Genomic DNA, 18,906 nt, shown 5'->3' with positions numbered 1-18,906 from the left:
GTTACTCTCCCCAGATGTCGCGGATTTGCGAATGGAATGCCTGTGCCACCTGCGGCGGATTGGCGGCGCCTGCCAGCGCGCGCCCGGCAATGAAGGCTTTGACGTTGATCTGCTTAAACAGCGACAGGTCAGCGGGGGTGATACCGCCAGTTATAGAAAGCTGCAAACCGATATCGGACAGCGCCTTCATTTTGCTGAGATCCGCCTCACCCCACTGCTGGCCGCTGGCCTGTGCGTCGCGCCCGCGGTGGTAAATCGCCTGCTTCACCCCGATGCGATGCCACGCGCGCGCGTCGTCCAGCGTCCAGTTGCCAAACAGCTCCATCTGGATCTCGCCGCCGCCGCGCAGTGCGACCTCGTGGCCACGTTCAACGGTGGCCAGCGGGGCGGCACAGATGATGGTCATCCAGTTTGCGCCTGCGCCAAACGCCTGCTCAGCCAGCGTTTCTCCGGCATCGGCGACTTTCCAGTCCGCCACGATAATTTTATCCGGACACTGCGCACGCAGGGCGCGAACGGCGTTTAGCCCTTCGGTCAGGCACAGGATGGTGCCGGCTTCGACGATGTCGACGTGATCGGAAAGCGTCGCGACATCGCGCTGCGCGGCCTGAAGCGAGGTGTGGTCGAGCGCCAGCTGCAATAATGGTCGGCTCATAGGTCGTACTCCTTAACACGGGCGTGATAGCCCTGTAATGCTGAAATCAGTAGCTGGTAACGGTGATATTTGCGCTGGTAGGCGGCATGGGCACGCATGTCAGGTTCAATCATCCGGATGTCATGCCTGAGGGCGCGCTGAGCGGCGTAAAAATCGGGATAGAGGCCTGTACCGACGAGCGCGGCCAGCGCCGCACCGGAACAGCCGGTCTCTTCCACCTGCGGGAGTTCAATCGCCAGGCCGCTGACGTCCGCGAGCATCTGCATCCACACGTCCGAATGGGTGGGGCCGCCCGTCACGCGCAGGGACTGCACGCGGGGAAAGCGTTCGAGCATACGGTTGAGGTGGGTCATGTGGCTGAATATCACCCCTTCATAAACCGCCTGGAGGAGGTGCGCGCGGGTATGCAGCGCCTGCAAACCATAGAAACCGCTGGTCATCTCCAGCCCGGCGTTGCTGCCGTAGAGGAAAGGCAGGAAGAACACATCGCTTTCAGCTTTTGGCAGGCTGGCCACGGCGTGGTTAATCTCATCGAATGACATATCGCCCCATTGGGCCGTCAGCCATTCCAGGTTGCCGGACGACGTGGGGCTGGCTTCATGAACGATGAACTGCTGCGGATGGACGTAGCGGCCATAGACGTAGGGGAAAGGCTCGTTGTCGCGGACGCCGTGGGCAATCCCACTGGTTACGGCCCAGGTCCCCATTACAGCATTCAGCGTATGTTCGTCATGCAGCCCGGCGCAGATCGCGGTGGAAACCACATCAAACAGTCCACCAACGACGGGAGTACCCGCCGTGAGACCGGTCAGTGCGGCTGCCTGAGCGGTGATTTCCCCGCAAATTTCTGCTGAACCGATAATGGGTGGCAGGGCACCGTCAATGTCGCTGATGCCGAGCCAGCGCGTGAGCTGCGGATCGTACTGCCCGGTATTCATGTCGTAGAGATTGGATTCCGAGATGTTGCTCTCTTCGCAGCCTTTGACGCCGGTCAGACACCAGCGCAGGTAATCGTGCGCCATCATCACGCTGCCGATTTGCTGATACCGCTGCGGCTCGTTCTCTTTAACCCAGCGCAGGAGTGAGGCCGGATGCCCCGTCCACAGCGTCTGGCGAGTATGCGGATAGAGCTTTTCGGGTATACCGTCCTGCTGCCAGCGTTGTACGATCTCCAGCGCACGGCGATCGGAGGAGAGTATGGCGTTACCCAGGGGGCGATCCTGTTTATCGAGCAGAAACAGCCCCTTGCCCTGGGCTGAAATGCCAACGCCTTTGATCTGACCGCCGTCAGCGCCTGAATTTTTGAGCAGCAGGGCGACGGTTTTGTGGCAGTGCTGCCAGAGCTGGTGCATATCCCGCTCGGCGTAGCCAGCGCGTGGGCTGAGCGTGGCCACTGAGCGGCGTTCAATACAGACTTCTTTGCCCTGGCTGTTGTATAAACCGGCTTTCAGATAAGTACCGCCACAATCGATACCCAGCCAGAAGGGCTCTTTTTCACTCATCTTCTTCTCGCTTAATTGCCGGGTGGCGCTTCGCTTACCCGGCCTACGGTTTGGTTTAGTGGGTCAGGTGAGGGCCTCAGGCCGCACGCTTATGCGAGTTCACCGTGGGGTTGGGCTCTGCTCCGGCATCGCATTTCGCCGGTAACAGCAGGGCCAGCAGCGATGCCAGCGCCAGAGAAACCGCCAGGCAGTAAACGCCTGCGTCTTTGCTGTACAGGGTGATCAGTACGCCTACCGCATAAGGACCGCAGAACCCGCCGAGGTTGCCCAGGGCATTGATCACGCCGCGAGCGCCGCCCGCCATCTCAGCGCTGAATAGACGCGCCGGGATGGTCCAGAACACGCCCGCTGCGGATTGCAGGAAGAAGCCACAGCCCACCAGTGCGGCATAGGCCAGCCAGGTGTGCTCTTTCAGCGCCACGGAGAGGAACATGCAGAGCGCAAAGCCAATCAATGGCAGGGAGACAAACAGCTTGCGCTTGCCGGTGCGGTCAGAGAGCGTAGAGAACAGGAACATGCCGGCAATGGCGCCGATGTAAGGCAGAATGGCGAGCATTCCCACCTGGCCGATGCTGGTGTGCGTCAGCTCCTTAAGAATGGTGGGCAGCCAGAGGGTGTAACCGTAAATGCCGGTCTGATAGAAGAAGTTGAGGGCGATCAGTTGCCACATGGTTTTGTCAGACAGCACCGCGCTGAGCGAGGCGTTTTTCACCTCTTTACCCGCAATGGCCTGCTGCTCTGCCGCCAGGGTTTGTACCAGGTAGTTTTTCTCGGCCTCTGAGATCCAGCGCGCTTCCTGCGGGCGGTCGTAGACGGTGAACGCCCACAGCACCAGCACAACAACGGACATCAGACCTTCAATAATGAACAGCCAGCGCCAGTCGAGAGCGGTAATAATCCAGCCCGACAGCGGGGCGGTGATGATCCCGGCGATGGGCACGAACATGATCACAATCGCGTTGGCGCGGCCGCGCTCGGCATCCGGGAACCAGTTACTGATCATCGTGAGCACAACGGGCAGCATCCCACCTTCCGCCACGCCGAGTAAGAAGCGCAGCACCAGCAGCTGATACTGGTTGGTCACAAGCCCGGTCAGAACCGAGATCACCGCCCAGGCAACCAGCGACCAGCCGATAAACTTCTTACCGCTGCCGTGCACGGCAATTTTGCCGCCGGGAACTTGCAGGAACAAATAGCCGATAAAAAAGATCCCCCCCGCCAGGCCCGCCATCGTGGCGGAAATGCCCAGCTCTTCATCCATACCGCCGGGCATCGCAAAAGCTATATTTACGCGGTCCATATAGGAAATAATGCAGGCGATAAGAATAGGGGGAATGATCCTTAGCCAGCGCTGGCGCGGAATGTCCGCGTGTAGAGCATTAGAAGAAATATTCATAGTTAATATCTCAGTGAAGGTAACCGGAAAATGTATTCTTTATTTTTATTGTGACGCTTTATTCATAGCGCTAATGCCGTCGCGCAAAATAGCGATGCGATGGCTGACGTCAGCATTAGCATTTATTTCCAGTAATTTAATACCGGAGAATTTCAATGTTGCGGCGCTCGCCGCAGTAAATAGCGTTTTTACATGTTCAGTGGACATGAGACTGTCGGCGCAGAACGAAGAAAACGGCGCGTGCAGATCCTGCCATTCTCCGTACTCACCATGAGCAGTCGTGCCCGAAAACATCAGCGCCCCCAGCTTCCCGGCAGCGAGTGCCGCCTGAACATGTTCCAGTGGAAGGGCGGTGTTGCGACCTTCGATAGCCGAACGTGCCCAGTTGATACAGACGCTGATATCGGTCTCTCTCACTACCTCCAGCACCTGCTCTAAGGGCAAGAACCCTTTACGCGGCGCCGGACCGGTCATCGCATCACAGTGTTCCAGCACCAGATCGCAGCCCCAGTCCCAGCTCGCGATTTCCCGTACCGAGCGGGAGAATGCTTCTGTTGCTTGCTCGACAGAGCCATTACCCGCCTGCGGTGCGGCCTGCATTTCCAGAGCGATCACTTTCCCGGGAAAGCGGGTATTAACGGCATCAATCTTTTGATGCAGATGGCGGTAATATTCAATGCACGCTTTACGCTGTTCTTCGTCCGCGGACGCCAGGCCAAACGCGCCGTTGCTGCCGCGGCGGCGCATGCTTTCCATAACGGCTGTGACAACGATCTGCCAGTTGCCCGGCGTATGACGAAACAGCCATTCATCACCAAACGGATGGAGATTTTCAAGGCAAGGTTGTTCCAGCCCGCGAATATTTGGCGTGTCGGAAAGTTCCCGCCAGAAGGCGTGTTCTTCCTGCTCCCCTTTCTGGTGAAATGAGGGTGCGCAGGGGTACGCACCAATAATAAAACCGGTGTTGGTCATTTCGCATTCCTGTATTTATCAGAAAATTAATCTAATTCGCTGATGGCCACTTTCACCACAATTTTACGAATTGCGGATCCCTTGTTTTTAATACAGGCAGGACGGTGAACATCCTACGGGAAAAATATGGCGTAACTGCCAGGTATCATTTCGATAAATGACTCATGTTCGCTGTCGTGATAAAAAATAATATCCCGCTGCTCCAGCAATGATTCGCTGATTTTGTTATTCCCGGTATCAATAGCGATACCGATTTTTTCTTCACCCCAGGCCAGAAACTGGATATCCAGATAGCGGCGATGGACTTCAGGGCGGTTCTCGTGCTGTTCCTTTGTGGTGAGGTCGAGAACCTGGGCAAAAATGTTGCGGCCTTCAACTTCGATCACGCCCGGCGCCAGGGTGGTGAAATCCGTGGTACGCAGAAAATTAAGCGCCTTTTCAATCGCCAGCGGCAGGCGACATGGATTTGGCTGTGCAATATGTCCGAATATCATGACCCACTCCTTACAGAGACTGGATTTTCGCCCACACGCTGTCGTCAATGGTGATGCCGTTGCGGCGGTTCTCCTCCAGCAGGCGTGTGAACTCATGGCCTGGCAGACGGACGGCGACGTTTTCATCAGCGCGTTCTGCGGTGGTGATGAAGTCCATGATGCGCTGTAGTTTGGCATCGCGGGTTGGACCGTCGATCAGGCGATCCACTTCGATGGCGATAAAGATCTGCGATACGCCGTATTCGTCGCTGTTGTCCTGGGTCACTTCTGCAACGGACGCGCCGTCAGAGAGCAGGGTGGCGATCATGTCGAGCACAATCGATAAGCCGGAACCTTTCCAGTAGCCCATGGGCAGAATGCGACGGTTTTTCTCAATCACGCCCGGCTCTCTGGTCAGATTGCCTTCATCGTCAAAGCCGCCGTCTACCGGTAATTCGCGTCCGGCCAGGCGATTTACCTCCAGCATGCCGTAGGAGAACATCGACATCGACATATCGACCATGGTGATTGGATTCGACGGGATAGCGACGATCAGCGGGTTTGTGCCGATGCAGCATTCTTTTGATCCCCACGCGGGCATCACGGCAATAGAGTTAGTCCAGCAGATGCCGATATAGCCTTTCTCCGCCGCCTGCCAGCCGTAGCTGCCACCGCGCATCCAGTGGTTAGCGTTACGCAGCGCCACCAGGCCGATCCCGTGATCGGACGCCAGCTCGGTAGCACGGTCCATCATCTTCTTCGCCGTCAGGTTGCCGATGGAACGCTGCGCATCCCACTGTTCGATGGCGCCTAATGTCGTTACGCGTTTCGGCTGGGCGTCAGGGATGATGTCGCCTGCGTCAAGCTGCTGAATAAATCGCGGGAAGCGGTTGACGCCGTGTGAATAAACGCCGGACTCCGTGGTGCGGGCGAACATCTCGGCGCAGGCGTCAGCGGTATCCGCTTTTACACCGCGATCGAGCAGAACCCGATTGAACGCCGCTTTCAACTCTTCGAAGGTCACTTTCATCCCTGTTCTCCTGTTTTTTTAGGGGCAAGTGCGAGTGCTTTTTTATCGCTAAATTTCACTATACGAAATCTGATTTCAAATATAACGATCAAATTTTGTCAGATCAACGACATTCACGTTTTTCAAAATCGATTAAAATCAAATGGTTGTGTTTTTTCTGTTGAGATCGTGAACTAAACCACACTTTGCGCTACCATCAGGGCGCGATAAACAGGAGCCATTTGATGAGCATAAAAGAGAGCGAAATGACGCAAGAAAAAGAGAGGCCAGCAGGTAGCCAGAGCTTGTTTCGCGGCCTGATGCTGATTGAAATCCTCAGTAACTATCCGAACGGGTGTCCGCTTGCGCATTTATCAGAACTGGCGGGGCTGAATAAAAGCACCGTGCACCGGTTATTGCAGGGGTTGCAGTCGTGCGGGTACGTGACGCCGGCGCCGGCGGCAGGGAGTTATCGTCTGACCACCAAATTTATCGCCGTCGGGCAAAAGGCGCTTTCATCGCTCAATATTATTCACGTGGCGGCGCCGCACCTCGAGGCGCTGAACATTGCCACCGGCGAAACGGTCAACTTCTCCAGCCGTGAAGATGATCACGCGATCCTGATTTATAAGCTTGAGCCGACAACCGGTATGCTGCGCACGCGCGCATATATCGGCCAGCATATGCCGCTCTATTGTTCTGCTATGGGCAAAATCTATATGGCGTTTGGTCATCAGGATTACGTGGCGAGCTACTGGGAAAGCCACCAGGAACAGATCCAACCTTTGACCCGCAACACCATCACCGAACTGAGCGCGATGTATGATGAGCTGGCGGAAATTCGCGATCACAGCATGGCGATGGACAAAGAAGAGAACGAGCTGGGTGTGTCATGTATCGCCGTGCCGGTCTTTGATATTCACGGGCGCGTGCCCTATGCCATCTCCATTTCACTGTCGACGTCGCGCATGAAGCAGGTGGGCGAGAAAAACTTGCTAAAACCGCTGCGTGACACGGCGGAAGCTATCTCGAAAGAACTGGGGTTTAACGTGCGCGAGGCGTAACTGATGAACCAATTTATCCTGGCGGATCCTGAAAAATGTATCGGGTGCCGCACCTGTGAGGTGGCGTGCATGATGTCGCATCAAAGCAGCGCCACGCCAGAAGCGTTTACGTCACGGATCCGCGTGGTTAAGGGGGCAACCTTCACCACGGCCGTGGGTTGCCGCCAGTGTGAAGATGCGCCCTGCGCGAATGTCTGCCCGACGGGGGCCATTCACCGCGCTGCGGGAGCCTGGCTCGTTGAGCAGGCCCGCTGTATCGGCTGCAAAAGCTGTATGGTGGCGTGCCCGTTCGGGGCAATGCAGGTTCGGGTTGTGGAAGATCGCGTTCAGGCGCTGAAATGTGATTTGTGCGCGCATCGCGAGGGCGGTCCCGCCTGCGTCGAAGCCTGTCCCACCCACGCGCTGCGCTGCATAGACCCCGCCAGATTACGCGCGGAACGGCTGCGTAATCTGGCCTGAGGTTTTATTAACCGGCCTCGCGCCAGGCGTTCTCAATCTCTTCGGCGAGAATTTTCACACCCGCTTCGATTTTTTCCGGGTCCGGGACGTAGTTCATGCGCATGCACTGGTGCGTGTGCGGCCACGGCTTATCCAGCCCCGGGAAGAAGTAATCCCCTGGCACCATCAGTACGCCACGTTTTTTCAGACGCTGATAAAGCAGCTCTGTCGTAATGGGCAGATCCTTAAACCACAGCCACAGGAAAATTGCCCCTTCCGGTTTATGGATCAGGCAGCGTTCTTCCGGTAAGTAGCGGCGAAGGATGGCAATAGTTTCCTGAACGCGCTGAGAGTAAAACGGCTTAATCACCTCATTCGACAGGCGCAGCAGGTCGTTACGCCTGATCATCTCGCACATCATCGCCGGGCCGATGCCGCCAGGGGAAAGGCTGATAATGCCGTTCATGTTGGTAATGGCGGTGATGATTTTCTCGTTAGCAATGATAATGCCGCAGCGGCTGCCCGGCAGGCCCAGCTTGGAGAGGCTCATGCAGAGGATGATATTCGGGTTCCACAGCGGACGCGCTTCGCTGAAGATGATACCCGGGAACGGTACGCCATAGGCGTTATCGATCACCAGCGGGATGCCGTGCTGATTCGCCAGCGCATCCAGCTTCATCAGCTCGTCGTCGGTGATCACGTTGCCCGTCGGGTTGGTGGGACGTGATACGCAGATCATGCCCGTCTCTTCACCGATATGCAGATGTTCAAAATCGACGTGATATTTGAACTGGCCCTCTGGCAGCAACTCGATATTCGGACGTGCGGAAACAAACAGGTCTTCTTCGAGGCCGGCATCGGCATAGCCGATATACTCCGGTGCCAGCGGGAACAGCACTTTTTTCGTGGTGCCGTCGGCGCGGCGTCCGGCGAACAAATTGAATAAGTAGAAAAACGCGCTCTGACTGCCGTTTGTCAGTGCAATATTCTGTGGTTCGATATCCCAACCCAGCGCTTCCCGCAGCATTGCCGCCAGAAGCGTCAGTAGTTCTGTTTTACCCTGAGGGCCGTCGTAATTACATAGCGCATCGGTTGCTTTACCGTTCTCCAGCATCTCTGCCAGCAGTGTCTGGAAGTAGGTGTTCATCTCCGGAATTTGAGCCGGGTTTCCGCCGCCAAGCATGATAGCGCCTGGGGTGCGCAGCCCGTCGTTGAGGTCCTCCATCAGGCGGGTAATGCCTGAATGGCGGGTAAATTTGTCGCCGAATAGTGAAAACGTCATAGCAGGTGATCTGTCGGGCTTAATATGAAAGGCAGTAACCATAACGCCAGCACCGTGTTGGTGCAAATCGGCGGATGTGGTCGGATTTGTTGTTTTATGTGGCGGGTTTGTATTTGTGTGGTGAATTGTTCTGGTGAATGCCCCTCACCCCGGCCCTCTCCCCCTGGGGAGAGGGTTAGGGTGAGGGGGTCTATTGATTGCCCGCCCACACCACCATCACCTTATCGCCCTTGTGCTCGCGCACAAAGCCGTAGCCTTCTTTCAGTGACAGCGTGGTTTGCTTGCCTTCACCCACCGCCGGATGACGGGCGCGGAACTGCCCCAGAAGCTGCCAGTGGGCGACAGTTAACGCCTGTTTACCCGTGACGTCCTGCCAGTTCATATCCGAACGGGTTCCCTGTAGCGGATCGGAGCCCGTCGGGCCGAATGGACGCTCTGATTCATCGCCGTAATAGATCTGCACGCTTCCCGGCGCCAGCAGCAGTAACTCAGCGGCGCGCTGGCCCCCTTCACGGAACAGACGCGTATCATGGGAGGAGAGATAGCTCAGCACATTAAAACTTTGCAGCTTTTCTGCCATTTGCTGCCAGGTCAAATCCATATCGGCCAGGCAGTCCACCGCTTTCGCCGCCTGCTCCTGATAGTCAAAGTTGATCATCGCATCGAAGCCGTGGCGGTAATAATCGCTCTGCATCACGCCGTGGCCCCAGGATTCACCGGTCATCCAGAATGGCGCATTGTCGAGTTTTTTGTCCGGGTTGGCGGCTTTCCACGCGGCCAGCGCCTGGCTTGCCTGGTTTTTCAGTTGCTGCCAGGCTTCAGGCTCAACGTGCTTAGCGGTATCGACCCGGAAGCCGTCGATGCCGTAGTCACGTACCCACTGGCTGAGCCAGTGGGTCAGGTAATCTCGCGGCGTGAAATTCGTCATCACTTTCGCGTGGGTGTCGGGCTTGTGTTGATAAAAGTTCGGCAAACCTGACGGGATCTTGGATTCCGTTTTCAGATCCGGCAGGAAGGCCAGCGACATGGTCAGATCGTCAAAGCCCGGGTTGTCATAATCACCGATATCGGTACGGATCCATTTTTTACCCCACCATTTTTCCCATGCGGCTTTGTCACTGAAGTTGATGTAATCGTTGAAGCTGTGCCAGCTTTGACCCGCGCCTGGCTTCCAGTCAGTCCAGCGCTCGCCGAGGGTTTTTTTCAGCTCATCGCCCTGCAAATAGAGCGCGCCAAACTGATACTCCTGCATATCTGCAAGCGTCGCATAACCCGCGTGGTTCATGACAATGTCAAACAGGACACGGATACCGCGCCTGTGCGCGTCGTCGACGAGCTGGCGTAAATCCTCTTCGTTGCCCATGTTGGCGTCGAGTTTCGTCCAGTCCTGGGTGTAATAGCCGTGATAGGCGTAGTGGGGGAAATCCCCTTTGGTGCCGCCGCCAACCCAGCCGTGGATCTGCTCCAGCGGTGAGCTTATCCAGAGCGCATTCACGCCCAGTTGCTGAAGGTAATCCAGTTTGCTGGTAAGCCCTTTCAGATCGCCGCCGTGGAAAGTACCAATCTCCTGCATACCGTCTTTATGACGGCCATAGCTGTTGTCGTTGGTGGGGTCGCCATTCACGAAGCGATCGGTCAGCACGAAATAGACGGTGGCGTTTTGCCAGCTGAACGGCGCGGGTTTGTCCGTCTCGGCGCGCTCAAGCAGCAGCAGGCCATTGCTGTTGGCGGCTGGCTGAAGAGTCACTTTGCCATTTTGAACGGTCGCGGTCTGTTTGCTGTAAAAATCACGCACCACCGTGCCTTCCGGGAAGGTGTTAACGACGTCGATTGTCAGCGGTTTGCCGTCCCACTTCGGGCACTGGCGGGTGACGTTTGCGACAGGTTGTGGCGCCGCACTTTGCACCGTCAACATCAGCGTCGGCGTTCCAGAGCGCGTATCAATACGCATCTGGTAAACGCCGTCACGGAATAACCGCCACTGCGGTGGAGTGCCTTCGCAGGGTTTGAGCGACAGCATCTCGTTAAGCTTAATGGCACCTGTCGGCTGCCAGCACGCGTTGTCAAGACTCAACGTCAGCGGGCGGGTACCCTTCGCAAGCGTTGCCTGGCTGGTAAAGACGCCGGTACCTTCAGCGCTAAACGCGTTAAATCCCGGCGATGACCAGTCGGCATGCGCGAATGCGGGTAACATCAGAACAGCTAATGCAGTGCGTTTCATTCCATTTTCCTGTCGCGGCATTTTTGACCAGTGTGCCACTCGGCTCAGGGGAAAAACTCCTCCTCTGCGGCTTTCTGCCAGGAGGACGCGAAGGGATGAGTGATCCCGCGCAAAATTAGGCAGTTGTCTGCGATATCGCGCACATTTTTCCAGTGTTGCTGTTTTAATGAGCATGTTCCGGATGACATAGTTTCGGAATTGGACTATTTGTATACGTGCTCTTGAGGACTATTTTTGGTATGATTTGAGATTCCGCTCTCAAATTTTTGAAGAAAATAAGGTGTTGGAATGTTTATATCCGACCAGGAGACCTAATGATATCGACTCCCATTCGACGATATGGGGCCGCGATACTCATGTTACTCACCATGGCATTTTCTGGTGAGGTGCTTGCAAAGACGCACACGGATACAACGAGTAAGAAAGCCCACGTAATAAAGACGACAAGCAGTAAGGTTAGCAGTAAACAAGAGTATTCTCGCAATAGTGCAAAGAGTAGTTCACTTCCTGATTTGCGAAAATACCCTTCCGGAACACCAAGGAAAAAAGCGTTTCTCCGGACGGTAATGCCTTACATTAAAAGTCAAAATGCCGCGATTACTGCGGATCGTAACTGGCTGATCTCCAAACAGTACGATAGCCGCTGGTCGCCGTCTGAGCGCACTCGCCTGAAAGACATCGCCAAACGCTATAAAGTGAAGTGGAGCGGGAACACGCGTCGCGTGCCGTGGAACTCACTGTTAGAGCGTGTGGACATCATTCCAGGCAGTATGGTCGCGACAATGGCCGCCGCCGAAAGCGGTTGGGGCACCTCGAAGCTGGCACGCAACAACAACAATCTGTTTGGCATGAAATGCACAAAAGGTCGTTGTACTAATGCACCCGGCAAGGTGAAGGGCTATTCACAGTTTGAATCGGTGAAAGATTCCGTGAATGCCTATGTGGTGAACCTGAATACCCACCCGGCCTACTCCTCGTTCCGTAAGTCACGCGCTCAGCTGCGTAAGGCGGATCAGGAAGTAACGGCTACGGCGATGATCCACAAGCTGAAAGGTTATTCCACTCAGGGACAGCGTTATAACAATTACCTGTTCTCCATGTACCAGGATAACCAGCGTCTGATTGCCGCGCATATGTAATGAAAAACGCCTTCCACTGGAAGGCGTTCTCTTTTCTAGAGCAGGACTTCACTGTACCGTTCCCGGTACTCCTTCGGCGTGGTGTCATACTCTTTTCTGAACACCGAATAGAAATACTGAAGCGACGGGTAGCCGCACATCTGTGAAATCTCGTTGATCGACAGCGAGGTGGAGATCAGCAGACTGCGCGCTTTCTCCAGCTTTTCCGCATGGATCACGGCGTGTATCGTCTCACCGACTTCCTCTTTGAACCGCTTCTCCAGATTCGAACGTGAAATCCCGACAGAATCCAGCACCTGATCGACCTTAATCCCTTTGCAGGCATGATTGCGAATGTAGTGCATCGCCTGAATCACGGCCGGATCGTTTAAGGAGCGGTAGTCAGTTGAGCGACGCTCGACCACGCGAACGGGCGGAACCAGCAGACGCTGGAGCGGCAGGGATTCGTTGTCTAACAGTCTGTGCAGCAGCTTCGCGGCCTGATAGCCCATCTGACGGGTACCCTGAGCCACGGATGAGAGCGCCACGCGCGACAGATAGCGCGTAAGCTCTTCGTTATCAATACCAATCACGCACAGCTTTTCAGGCACCGGAATATGCAGATGTTCGCACACCTGTAATACGTGGCGGGCGCGGGCGTCCGTCACGGCGATAATCCCTGTCTGAGGCGGCAGCGTTTGCAGCCAGTCAGCCAGGCGATTTTGTGCGTGCTGCCAGTTTTCTGGCGCGGTTTCCAGCCCCTGATAAACGACGCCGCGATACTTCTCCTGGGCAACCAGCTGGCAGAAGGCATATTCACGCTCCATCGCCCAGCGCTTTCCGCTGGTGGCGGGCAATCCGTAAAACGCAAAACGATGTACGCCTTTCTCCTTTAAATGGAGGAAGGCGGTCTCGACCAGAGCATGGTTATCCGTGGCGATGTAGTGAACGGGGGGGTAATGTTCCGGTGTATGGTAAGAGCCGCCAACGCCCACGATAGGCACGTCGACGCCACTCAGCAACTGTTCAATCACGGGGTCGTCAAAGTCAGCGATGACCCCGTCTCCCAGCCAGTCTTTGATGTTCTCCAGACGGGTACGGAAATCTTCTTCGATGAAAATATCCCATTCGGATTGCGACGCCTGCAAATATTCGCCAACCCCCTCAACCACCTGCCGGTCATAGGCTTTGTTGGCATTGAATAACAACGTAATGCGGTGACGCTTTTCAAACATGGCTCATTTCCCAAATTAGTCACGATACTGTTATCAGGCGCGCCGCTTGGTGGCAGAGTCCATCCAGACTGCCAGCAAAAGAATGGCACCCTTGACGATATACTGCCAAAACGTCGGCACGTCCATCATACTCATCCCGTTATCCAGCGAAGCCATAATAAATGCGCCCATCACCGCACCCGCCACGCTGCCAATACCCCCGGCGAGGCTGGTCCCGCCAATCACGCAGGCGGCGATGGCGTCCAGCTCGGCAATATTACCGGCAGAGGGGGAGCCCGCCCCCAGTCGCGAACTGAGGATCAGCCCCGCGATGGCCACCATCAGGCCGTTGATGGCAAAGACGGCGAGTTTGGTGCGCTCTACGTTAATGCCGGATAAACGCGCGGCTTCCAGATTGCCGCCGATGGCATAAATACGGCGACCGAATGCGGTACGTGTGGCCATAAACATTCCACCTAACAGCAACAGCGCCAGCAGCAGAACGGGCGTTGGGACGCCGCGATAATCGTTTAACAGCCAGATGGCGCCCAGCACAATCACCGCAGTAAGCGCCTGACGGCCGACAACCGAGGTTGAAGCAGGCGAGGCCAGCCCCAGCGCCTGGCGACGCATGCGTCCTCGCCATTGCCACGCGACAAACGCCATCAGCCCAACCACGCCGATCGTAAAACCGACGCCATCAGAGAGGTAGCTTTGGCCAATCTGGGACATTGAGGCGCTGGTCGGGGAGACGGTGGTGCCGTTGGTGATCCCAATCAGAATGCCGCGGAAGGCCAGCATCCCCGCTAAGGTGACGATAAACGACGGGACTTTACGGTAGGCCACCCACCAGCCATTCCACGCCCCCAGCAGCAAACCCAGTACCAGCGTAACCGCAATCGTCAGCGGCAGCGGCCAGCCGAGCCAGACGTCAAAAATTGCCGCCACGCCGCCGAGCAGACCCATCATCGACCCTACCGACAGGTCAATTTCCGCTGAGATAATCACAAAGACCATCCCCACCGCCAGGATCCCGGTGATGGCGGTCTGACGCAGCAGGTTAGAGACGTTACGTGCGCTCAAATAGGAGCCATCGGTCATCCAGGTAAAGAACAACATGATGACGATAATGGCGGCAATCATTACAAAAACTTGCAGATTCAGCGATTTAAGTCCTGCGAACGCACCGGGCGTCGGAACAGCGACTTTGATATCAGACGGGTTGCTTTTCGACATGGCGTTCGCTCCTTAAGGCAGCTTCCATCACCTGCTCTTGCGTCAGGTTCTGGTTGTTCAGGTTGGCTTTGAGTTTCCCTTCATGCATGACCAGCACGCGGTCGCTCAGCCCCAGCACTTCAGGCAATTCGGACGAGATAACAATGACGGCAATCCCTTGCTGCACAAGCTGGTTGATCAGCTTGTAGATTTCATATTTCGCGCCGATATCGATCCCGCGGGTGGGTTCGTCCAGAATTAAAATGCGCGGATTAAGCAGCAGGCAGCGCGCCAGAATCGCTTTCTGCTGGTTGCCGCCGCTCAGGCGTCCTATCGCCAGCTCCGGCGAGGAGGTTTTCACCTTAAGCCGGGCAAGCGACTGGAGAATACACTGCTGTTCTGCGGCATCATCCAGGCTGCTCAGCGCACCGGAAAACTGGCTGAGCGCCGCCAGCGTGATATTTTTTCCCACCGCCATTACCGGCACGATGCCGTCTTTTTTGCGGTCTTCTGGCACCATGGCAATGCCTTTAGCAATAGCCTGCTGGCAGTTGTCGATTTTTACCGGCTGACCGTCGATATAAATTTTGCCTTCCCAGCGCCCCGGCCAGACGCCAAAGAGACACTGCACGGCCTCGGTTCTTCCCGCACCCACTAAACCCGCAATGCCGAGAATTTCGCCGCGGTGCAGCGAGAAGGAGAGGTTATCCACGCGCTTGATATGGCGGTTAACGGGATGCCACGCTGTCAGGTTTTCCACGCGCAGAAGCTCTTCGCCGATGGTGTGCGGTTCGTTGGGATACAGCGCGGTGAGTTCGCGACCCACCATCATGGTGATGATGTCATCTTCGCTCATGCCTTCTGCTTCACGCGTGCCGATGTGCTGCCCGTCGCGGATGACGCAGATGGTGTCGGAAATGGCTTTCACCTCATTGAGCTTGTGCGAAATATAGATGCAGGCGATGCCGTGGTTTTGCAGGTCGCGGATGATATTGAGCAGTACGGCGGTTTCCTGTTCGGTGAGTGAGGCGGTTGGTTCGTCGAGGATCAGCAGGCGCACCTGTTTGTTCAGCGCCTTGGCGATCTCCACCAGCTGCTGCTGGCCTAAACCTAAGTCGCCCACGCGCGTATCCGGTGAGATAGCCAGGCTCACCTGGGCCAGCAGTTTTTCGCAGCGCAGCGTCATGGTGTCGTAATCCAGTACGCCATGGCGTGAGAGTTCGGCGCCGAGAAAGATATTTTCCAGCACGGTAAGGTGCTTCACCAGCGCCAGCTCCTGGTGAATGATAGCGATGCCTTTACGTTCGGTATCGCGAATGTGCGTGGCCTGGAGCACCTCGCCGGCAAAGACGATTTCGCCCTCGTAGCTGCCGTGCGGATAGATCCCGCACAACACTTTCATCAGCGTGGATTTTCCCGAGCCATTTTCGCCGCACAGCGACATCACTTCGCCGGGATTCAGCCGCAGGCTTACGTTGTCGACTGCTTTCACCGCCCCGAAGGCTTTGGTGATGCTTTTCATTTCAAGTAAATAAGACATAACTGCTCCACATAGCCCGACAGATGAACAGGGCAGGTCAATGCGCCCCTGCCGGGCAGGGGCTGCGCTGGATTACAGTTCACTCTTCTTATGGAAACCGTCTTTCACCACGGTGGCGTCAATATTCTCTTTGTTGACTTCGATAGGGGTAAGCAGGCGAGCAGGTACGTCTTTCAGGCCGTTATTTAACGTCGCGTCTGCTTTAGGTTGCTGACCATTGCCCAGCTCAACGGCAATTTCGGCGGCCGTATTGGCAAGCTCGGTAATGGGCTTATACACCGTCATGGTCTGGGTACCCGCGATGATGCGTTTTACACCCGCAAGGTCGGCGTCCTGTCCGGAAATAGCGACTTTCCCGGCCAGCCCCTGCGCGCTCAGCGCCTGAATGGCGCCACCCGCAGTGGCATCGTTAGAGGCCACCACCGCATCGATTTTGTTGTTATTTGCGGTCAACGCGTTTTCCATAATTTTCAGCGCGTTTTCCGGTAACCAGCCGTCAGCCCACTGGTCGCCGACGACTTTAATTTTGCCCTCGTCGATATACGGCTTCAGCACTTTCATTTGCCCCTGGCGGAACAGTTTGGCGTTGTTATCCACGGGCGAGCCGCCCATCAGGAAATAATTCCCCTGAGGCACTTTTGCGACCAGGCTTTTAGCCTGTAATTCGCCCACCTTTTCATTGTCGAACGAAATATAATAATCAATGTCGGCATTATTAATCATGCGGTCATAAGCCAGGACTTTTATCCCTTCCTGTTTCGCTTCTTTCACCACGTTGCTTAATACCTGGCCGTTATACGGGATAATGACCAGCACATCGACGCCACGGTTGATCATATTCTCGATTTGCGACATTTGCGTCTCTTCGTTGCCGTTAGCGGACTGAACGAACACCTCCGCGCCGAGAGATTCCGCTTTTTTAACAAAGATATCGCGATCTTTTTGCCAGCGCTCCAGGCGTAAGTCATCAATCGCCATGCCGATTTTGACCTCTTTGGCGTGGCCGGCAAAGCTTGCAAGCAGGAGAGTAGTGCAGAGCGTTAGGGTCAGGTTCTTTATCTTCATAATTATTAGGCCTTTTTGTAGGGGTATGTGTAGCTGAGATAAAAGAAACGTTCACTGCTGAGACGCAGCAAATTTTTAACGTGGAAAGGCCTGCTGGCAATTACAGATTTTTATCTTCTCATTACGATATTTGGTTTATTTCTGAATTTATGACCGCGATCGGATTTTAAAAAGCGTAACCTATTAATTACATTTGATTCTGGAATGCGCGCCGAAAAATAGTTTGTCTGCACATTATTTTGCGAGCCAGCGCACAATTGCGCATTCTCTCAATAGCAGTGTGAAATAACGTAATTGAGCAACCTCCAATGTCTATTCACTATTACTCCAGAAGCAAGACCACGCCGCATACCCTGATTATGGAGCTCAATATGCAAGCTTATTTCGACCAACTCGATCGCGTTCGTTTCGAAGGCACGAAAACGACCAATCCTTTAGCATTTCGTCACTACAACCCGGATGAGCTGGTGCTGGGTAAGCGCATGGAAGATCACTTGCGCTTTGCCGCCTGCTACTGGCACACCTTCTGCTGGAACGGTGCTGATATGTTCGGCGTGGGCTCTTTTGACCGACCATGGCAACAGCCGGGCGAGGCCATTGAGCTGGCGAAGCGTAAAGCCGACGTCGCGTTCGAGTTCTTCCATAAGCTGAACGTGCCGTACTACTGTTTCCACGATGTGGACGTGTCGCCGGAAGGGGCATCGCTGAAAGAGTATCTGAACAATTTCGCGCAGATGGTCGACGTACTGGCTGAAAAACAGCAGCAAAGCGGCGTCAAGCTGCTCTGGGGTACGGCTAACTGCTTTACCAACCCTCGCTATGGCGCGGGCGCGGCAACCAACCCGGACCCGGAAGTCTTCAGCTGGGCGGCCACCCAGGTTGTGACTGCGATGAACGCCACGCATCAGCTGGGCGGTGAGAACTATGTACTCTGGGGCGGTCGTGAAGGCTATGAAACGCTGCTGAATACCGACCTGCGCCAGGAGCGTGAGCAGATTGGTCGCTTTATGCAGATGGTGGTGGACCACAAACACAAAATCGGTTTCCGCGGCACGCTGCTGATTGAGCCGAAACCACAGGAGCCAACCAAACATCAGTACGACTACGATGTCGCCACCGTGTATGGCTTCCTGAAGCAGTTTGGTCTGGAAAAAGAGATCAAAGTGAATATTGAGGCTAACCACGCTACCCTGGCGGGCCACTCGTTCCATCACGAAATCGCCTCTGCGATTGCGCTGGGCATCTTCGGATCGGTGGATGCGAACCGCGGCGATCCGCAACTGGGCTGGGATACCGACCAGTTCCCGAACAGCGTGGAAGAGAACGCGCTGGTGATGTACGAAATTATCAAAGCGGGCGGTTTCACCACCGGCGGCCTGAACTTTGACGCCAAAGTGCGTCGCCAGAGCACTGACAAATACGATCTGTTCTACGGGCATATTGGCGCGATGGACACCATGGCGCTGGCGCTGAAGGTGGCGGCCCGTATGATTGAAGACGGTGAGCTGGATAAGCGCGTCGCGAAGCGCTACAGCGGCTGGAACAGTGAGCTGGGCCAGCAAATTTTGAAAGGTCAGTTATCGCTTGCGGAGATCGCGAAGTACGCTGAACAGCATCAGCTTGCGCCGCAGCATCAGAGCGGCCATCAGGAGTTGCTGGAAAACCTGGTTAATCACTACCTGTTCGATAAATAACAGCATCCATGCCCGGTAAGCGCAGCGCCACCGGGCATTTCTGTCAAA

The 18,906-nt window shown here is 55.6% G+C and carries 15 protein-coding genes and 1 pseudogene; 4 read left to right on the top strand and 12 right to left on the bottom strand.

Annotation, left to right across the window (positions count from 1 at the left end; genetic code table 11):
- Window position 1: 1 nt before the first annotated feature.
- From ulaD to yiaK, 6 genes and pseudogenes are all read right to left on the bottom strand, one after another.
- Entirely contained in the window at window positions 2–655 is a 654-nt protein-coding gene (ulaD, locus tag ACOTW6_RS19705; protein ID WP_045334687.1) for a 3-keto-L-gulonate-6-phosphate decarboxylase UlaD, read from the bottom strand.
- Complete coding sequence (locus tag ACOTW6_RS19700; RefSeq protein WP_213789401.1) at window positions 652–2,157, bottom strand: FGGY-family carbohydrate kinase; 1,506 nt, start codon at window positions 2,155–2,157, stop codon at window positions 652–654. Before ACOTW6_RS19700 ends, ulaD begins: the two co-directional genes overlap by 4 nt.
- Before the next feature lie 76 nt (window positions 2,158–2,233).
- Entirely contained in the window at window positions 2,234–3,553 is a 1,320-nt protein-coding gene (locus tag ACOTW6_RS19695) for an MFS transporter (RefSeq protein WP_032651927.1), read from the bottom strand.
- A 45-nt stretch (window positions 3,554–3,598) separates the two neighbouring features.
- Window positions 3,599–4,525 (bottom strand): DUF4862 family protein, encoded by a 927-nt coding sequence (locus tag ACOTW6_RS19690; RefSeq protein WP_121479400.1) that lies wholly within the window; start codon window positions 4,523–4,525, stop codon window positions 3,599–3,601.
- A gap of 26 nt (window positions 4,526–4,551) precedes the next feature.
- Window positions 4,552–5,019: pseudogene (locus ACOTW6_RS19685) on the bottom strand (YhcH/YjgK/YiaL family protein).
- A 10-nt stretch (window positions 5,020–5,029) separates the two neighbouring features.
- A complete protein-coding gene (gene yiaK / locus ACOTW6_RS19680) occupies window positions 5,030–6,028 on the bottom strand; it encodes a 3-dehydro-L-gulonate 2-dehydrogenase (RefSeq protein WP_045334695.1) in 999 nt (332 codons plus the stop codon).
- Window positions 6,029–6,252: 224 nt separating this feature from the next.
- On the opposite strand from yiaK, the gene yiaJ reads away from it, so the two are divergent.
- Window positions 6,253–7,071: an IclR family transcriptional regulator YiaJ gene (gene yiaJ, locus ACOTW6_RS19675; protein WP_015572751.1), complete on the top strand. Its 819-nt coding sequence runs from the start codon at window positions 6,253–6,255 to the stop codon at window positions 7,069–7,071.
- 3 nt (window positions 7,072–7,074) lie between these two features.
- Window positions 7,075–7,530 (top strand): 4Fe-4S dicluster domain-containing protein, encoded by a 456-nt coding sequence (locus tag ACOTW6_RS19670; RefSeq protein ID WP_121479398.1) that lies wholly within the window; start codon window positions 7,075–7,077, stop codon window positions 7,528–7,530.
- 7 nt (window positions 7,531–7,537) lie between these two features.
- On the opposite strand, the gene avtA is transcribed toward ACOTW6_RS19670, so the two are convergent.
- On the bottom strand, window positions 7,538–8,791 hold the full coding sequence (gene avtA / locus ACOTW6_RS19665) for a valine--pyruvate transaminase (protein WP_015572749.1): 1,254 nt from the start codon (window positions 8,789–8,791) through the stop codon (window positions 7,538–7,540).
- A 190-nt stretch (window positions 8,792–8,981) separates the two neighbouring features.
- Window positions 8,982–11,012 (bottom strand): alpha-amylase, encoded by a 2,031-nt coding sequence (locus ACOTW6_RS19660; RefSeq protein ID WP_121479397.1) that lies wholly within the window; start codon window positions 11,010–11,012, stop codon window positions 8,982–8,984.
- Between the two features lie 314 nt (window positions 11,013–11,326).
- Between ACOTW6_RS19660 and ACOTW6_RS19655 the strand changes: the two genes are divergently transcribed.
- Complete coding sequence (locus ACOTW6_RS19655; protein ID WP_071886800.1) at window positions 11,327–12,151, top strand: protein bax; 825 nt, start codon at window positions 11,327–11,329, stop codon at window positions 12,149–12,151.
- Between the two features lie 35 nt (window positions 12,152–12,186).
- Here ACOTW6_RS19655 and xylR read toward each other — a convergent pair whose 3' ends face one another.
- From xylR to xylF, 4 genes are all read right to left on the bottom strand, one after another.
- The gene (gene xylR, locus ACOTW6_RS19650; RefSeq protein ID WP_003860152.1) at window positions 12,187–13,365 is read right to left on the bottom strand and encodes a D-xylose utilization transcriptional activator XylR; all 1,179 of its coding nucleotides are present in this window, start codon (window positions 13,363–13,365) and stop codon (window positions 12,187–12,189) included.
- Window positions 13,366–13,398: 33 nt separating this feature from the next.
- A complete protein-coding gene (gene xylH / locus ACOTW6_RS19645; protein ID WP_003860151.1) occupies window positions 13,399–14,580 on the bottom strand; it encodes a xylose ABC transporter permease XylH in 1,182 nt (393 codons plus the stop codon).
- Window positions 14,558–16,099, bottom strand: a complete 1,542-nt coding sequence (locus ACOTW6_RS19640; RefSeq protein WP_015572746.1) for a xylose ABC transporter ATP-binding protein — start codon at window positions 16,097–16,099, stop codon at window positions 14,558–14,560. The genes xylH and ACOTW6_RS19640 overlap by 23 nt, the downstream gene beginning before the upstream one ends.
- A gap of 72 nt (window positions 16,100–16,171) precedes the next feature.
- Window positions 16,172–17,164 (bottom strand): D-xylose ABC transporter substrate-binding protein, encoded by a 993-nt coding sequence (gene xylF / locus ACOTW6_RS19635; protein WP_006808602.1) that lies wholly within the window; start codon window positions 17,162–17,164, stop codon window positions 16,172–16,174.
- Window positions 17,165–17,535: 371 nt separating this feature from the next.
- On the opposite strand from xylF, the gene xylA reads away from it, so the two are divergent.
- The gene (gene xylA, locus ACOTW6_RS19630; RefSeq protein ID WP_026080557.1) at window positions 17,536–18,858 is read left to right on the top strand and encodes a xylose isomerase; all 1,323 of its coding nucleotides are present in this window, start codon (window positions 17,536–17,538) and stop codon (window positions 18,856–18,858) included.
- The last annotated feature ends 48 nt before the right edge of the window (window positions 18,859–18,906 follow it).

The organism is Enterobacter cloacae complex sp. IR5403 (assembly GCF_049238705.1).
GTDB lineage: Bacteria > Pseudomonadota > Gammaproteobacteria > Enterobacterales > Enterobacteriaceae > Enterobacter > Enterobacter hormaechei_C.
This window is presented reverse-complemented; position numbering and strand designations above follow the sequence as displayed.

Coding starts and splice junctions, on each gene's coding strand:
- ulaD (WP_045334687.1), bottom strand. CDS start 655: ATGAGCCGACCATTATTGCAGCTGGCGCTCGACCACACCTCGCTTCAG.
- xylH (WP_003860151.1), bottom strand. CDS start 14,580: ATGTCGAAAAGCAACCCGTCTGATATCAAAGTCGCTGTTCCGACGCCC.
- ACOTW6_RS19655 (WP_071886800.1), top strand. CDS start 11,327: ATGATATCGACTCCCATTCGACGATATGGGGCCGCGATACTCATGTTA.
- avtA (WP_015572749.1), bottom strand. CDS start 8,791: ATGACGTTTTCACTATTCGGCGACAAATTTACCCGCCATTCAGGCATT.
- xylF (WP_006808602.1), bottom strand. CDS start 17,164: ATGAAGATAAAGAACCTGACCCTAACGCTCTGCACTACTCTCCTGCTT.
- ACOTW6_RS19660 (WP_121479397.1), bottom strand. CDS start 11,012: ATGAAACGCACTGCATTAGCTGTTCTGATGTTACCCGCATTCGCGCAT.
- yiaK (WP_045334695.1), bottom strand. CDS start 6,028: ATGAAAGTGACCTTCGAAGAGTTGAAAGCGGCGTTCAATCGGGTTCTG.
- ACOTW6_RS19690 (WP_121479400.1), bottom strand. CDS start 4,525: ATGACCAACACCGGTTTTATTATTGGTGCGTACCCCTGCGCACCCTCA.
- xylR (WP_003860152.1), bottom strand. CDS start 13,365: ATGTTTGAAAAGCGTCACCGCATTACGTTGTTATTCAATGCCAACAAA.
- ACOTW6_RS19640 (WP_015572746.1), bottom strand. CDS start 16,099: ATGTCTTATTTACTTGAAATGAAAAGCATCACCAAAGCCTTCGGGGCG.
- yiaJ (WP_015572751.1), top strand. CDS start 6,253: ATGAGCATAAAAGAGAGCGAAATGACGCAAGAAAAAGAGAGGCCAGCA.
- xylA (WP_026080557.1), top strand. CDS start 17,536: ATGCAAGCTTATTTCGACCAACTCGATCGCGTTCGTTTCGAAGGCACG.
- ACOTW6_RS19700 (WP_213789401.1), bottom strand. CDS start 2,157: ATGAGTGAAAAAGAGCCCTTCTGGCTGGGTATCGATTGTGGCGGTACT.
- ACOTW6_RS19670 (WP_121479398.1), top strand. CDS start 7,075: ATGAACCAATTTATCCTGGCGGATCCTGAAAAATGTATCGGGTGCCGC.
- ACOTW6_RS19695 (WP_032651927.1), bottom strand. CDS start 3,553: ATGAATATTTCTTCTAATGCTCTACACGCGGACATTCCGCGCCAGCGC.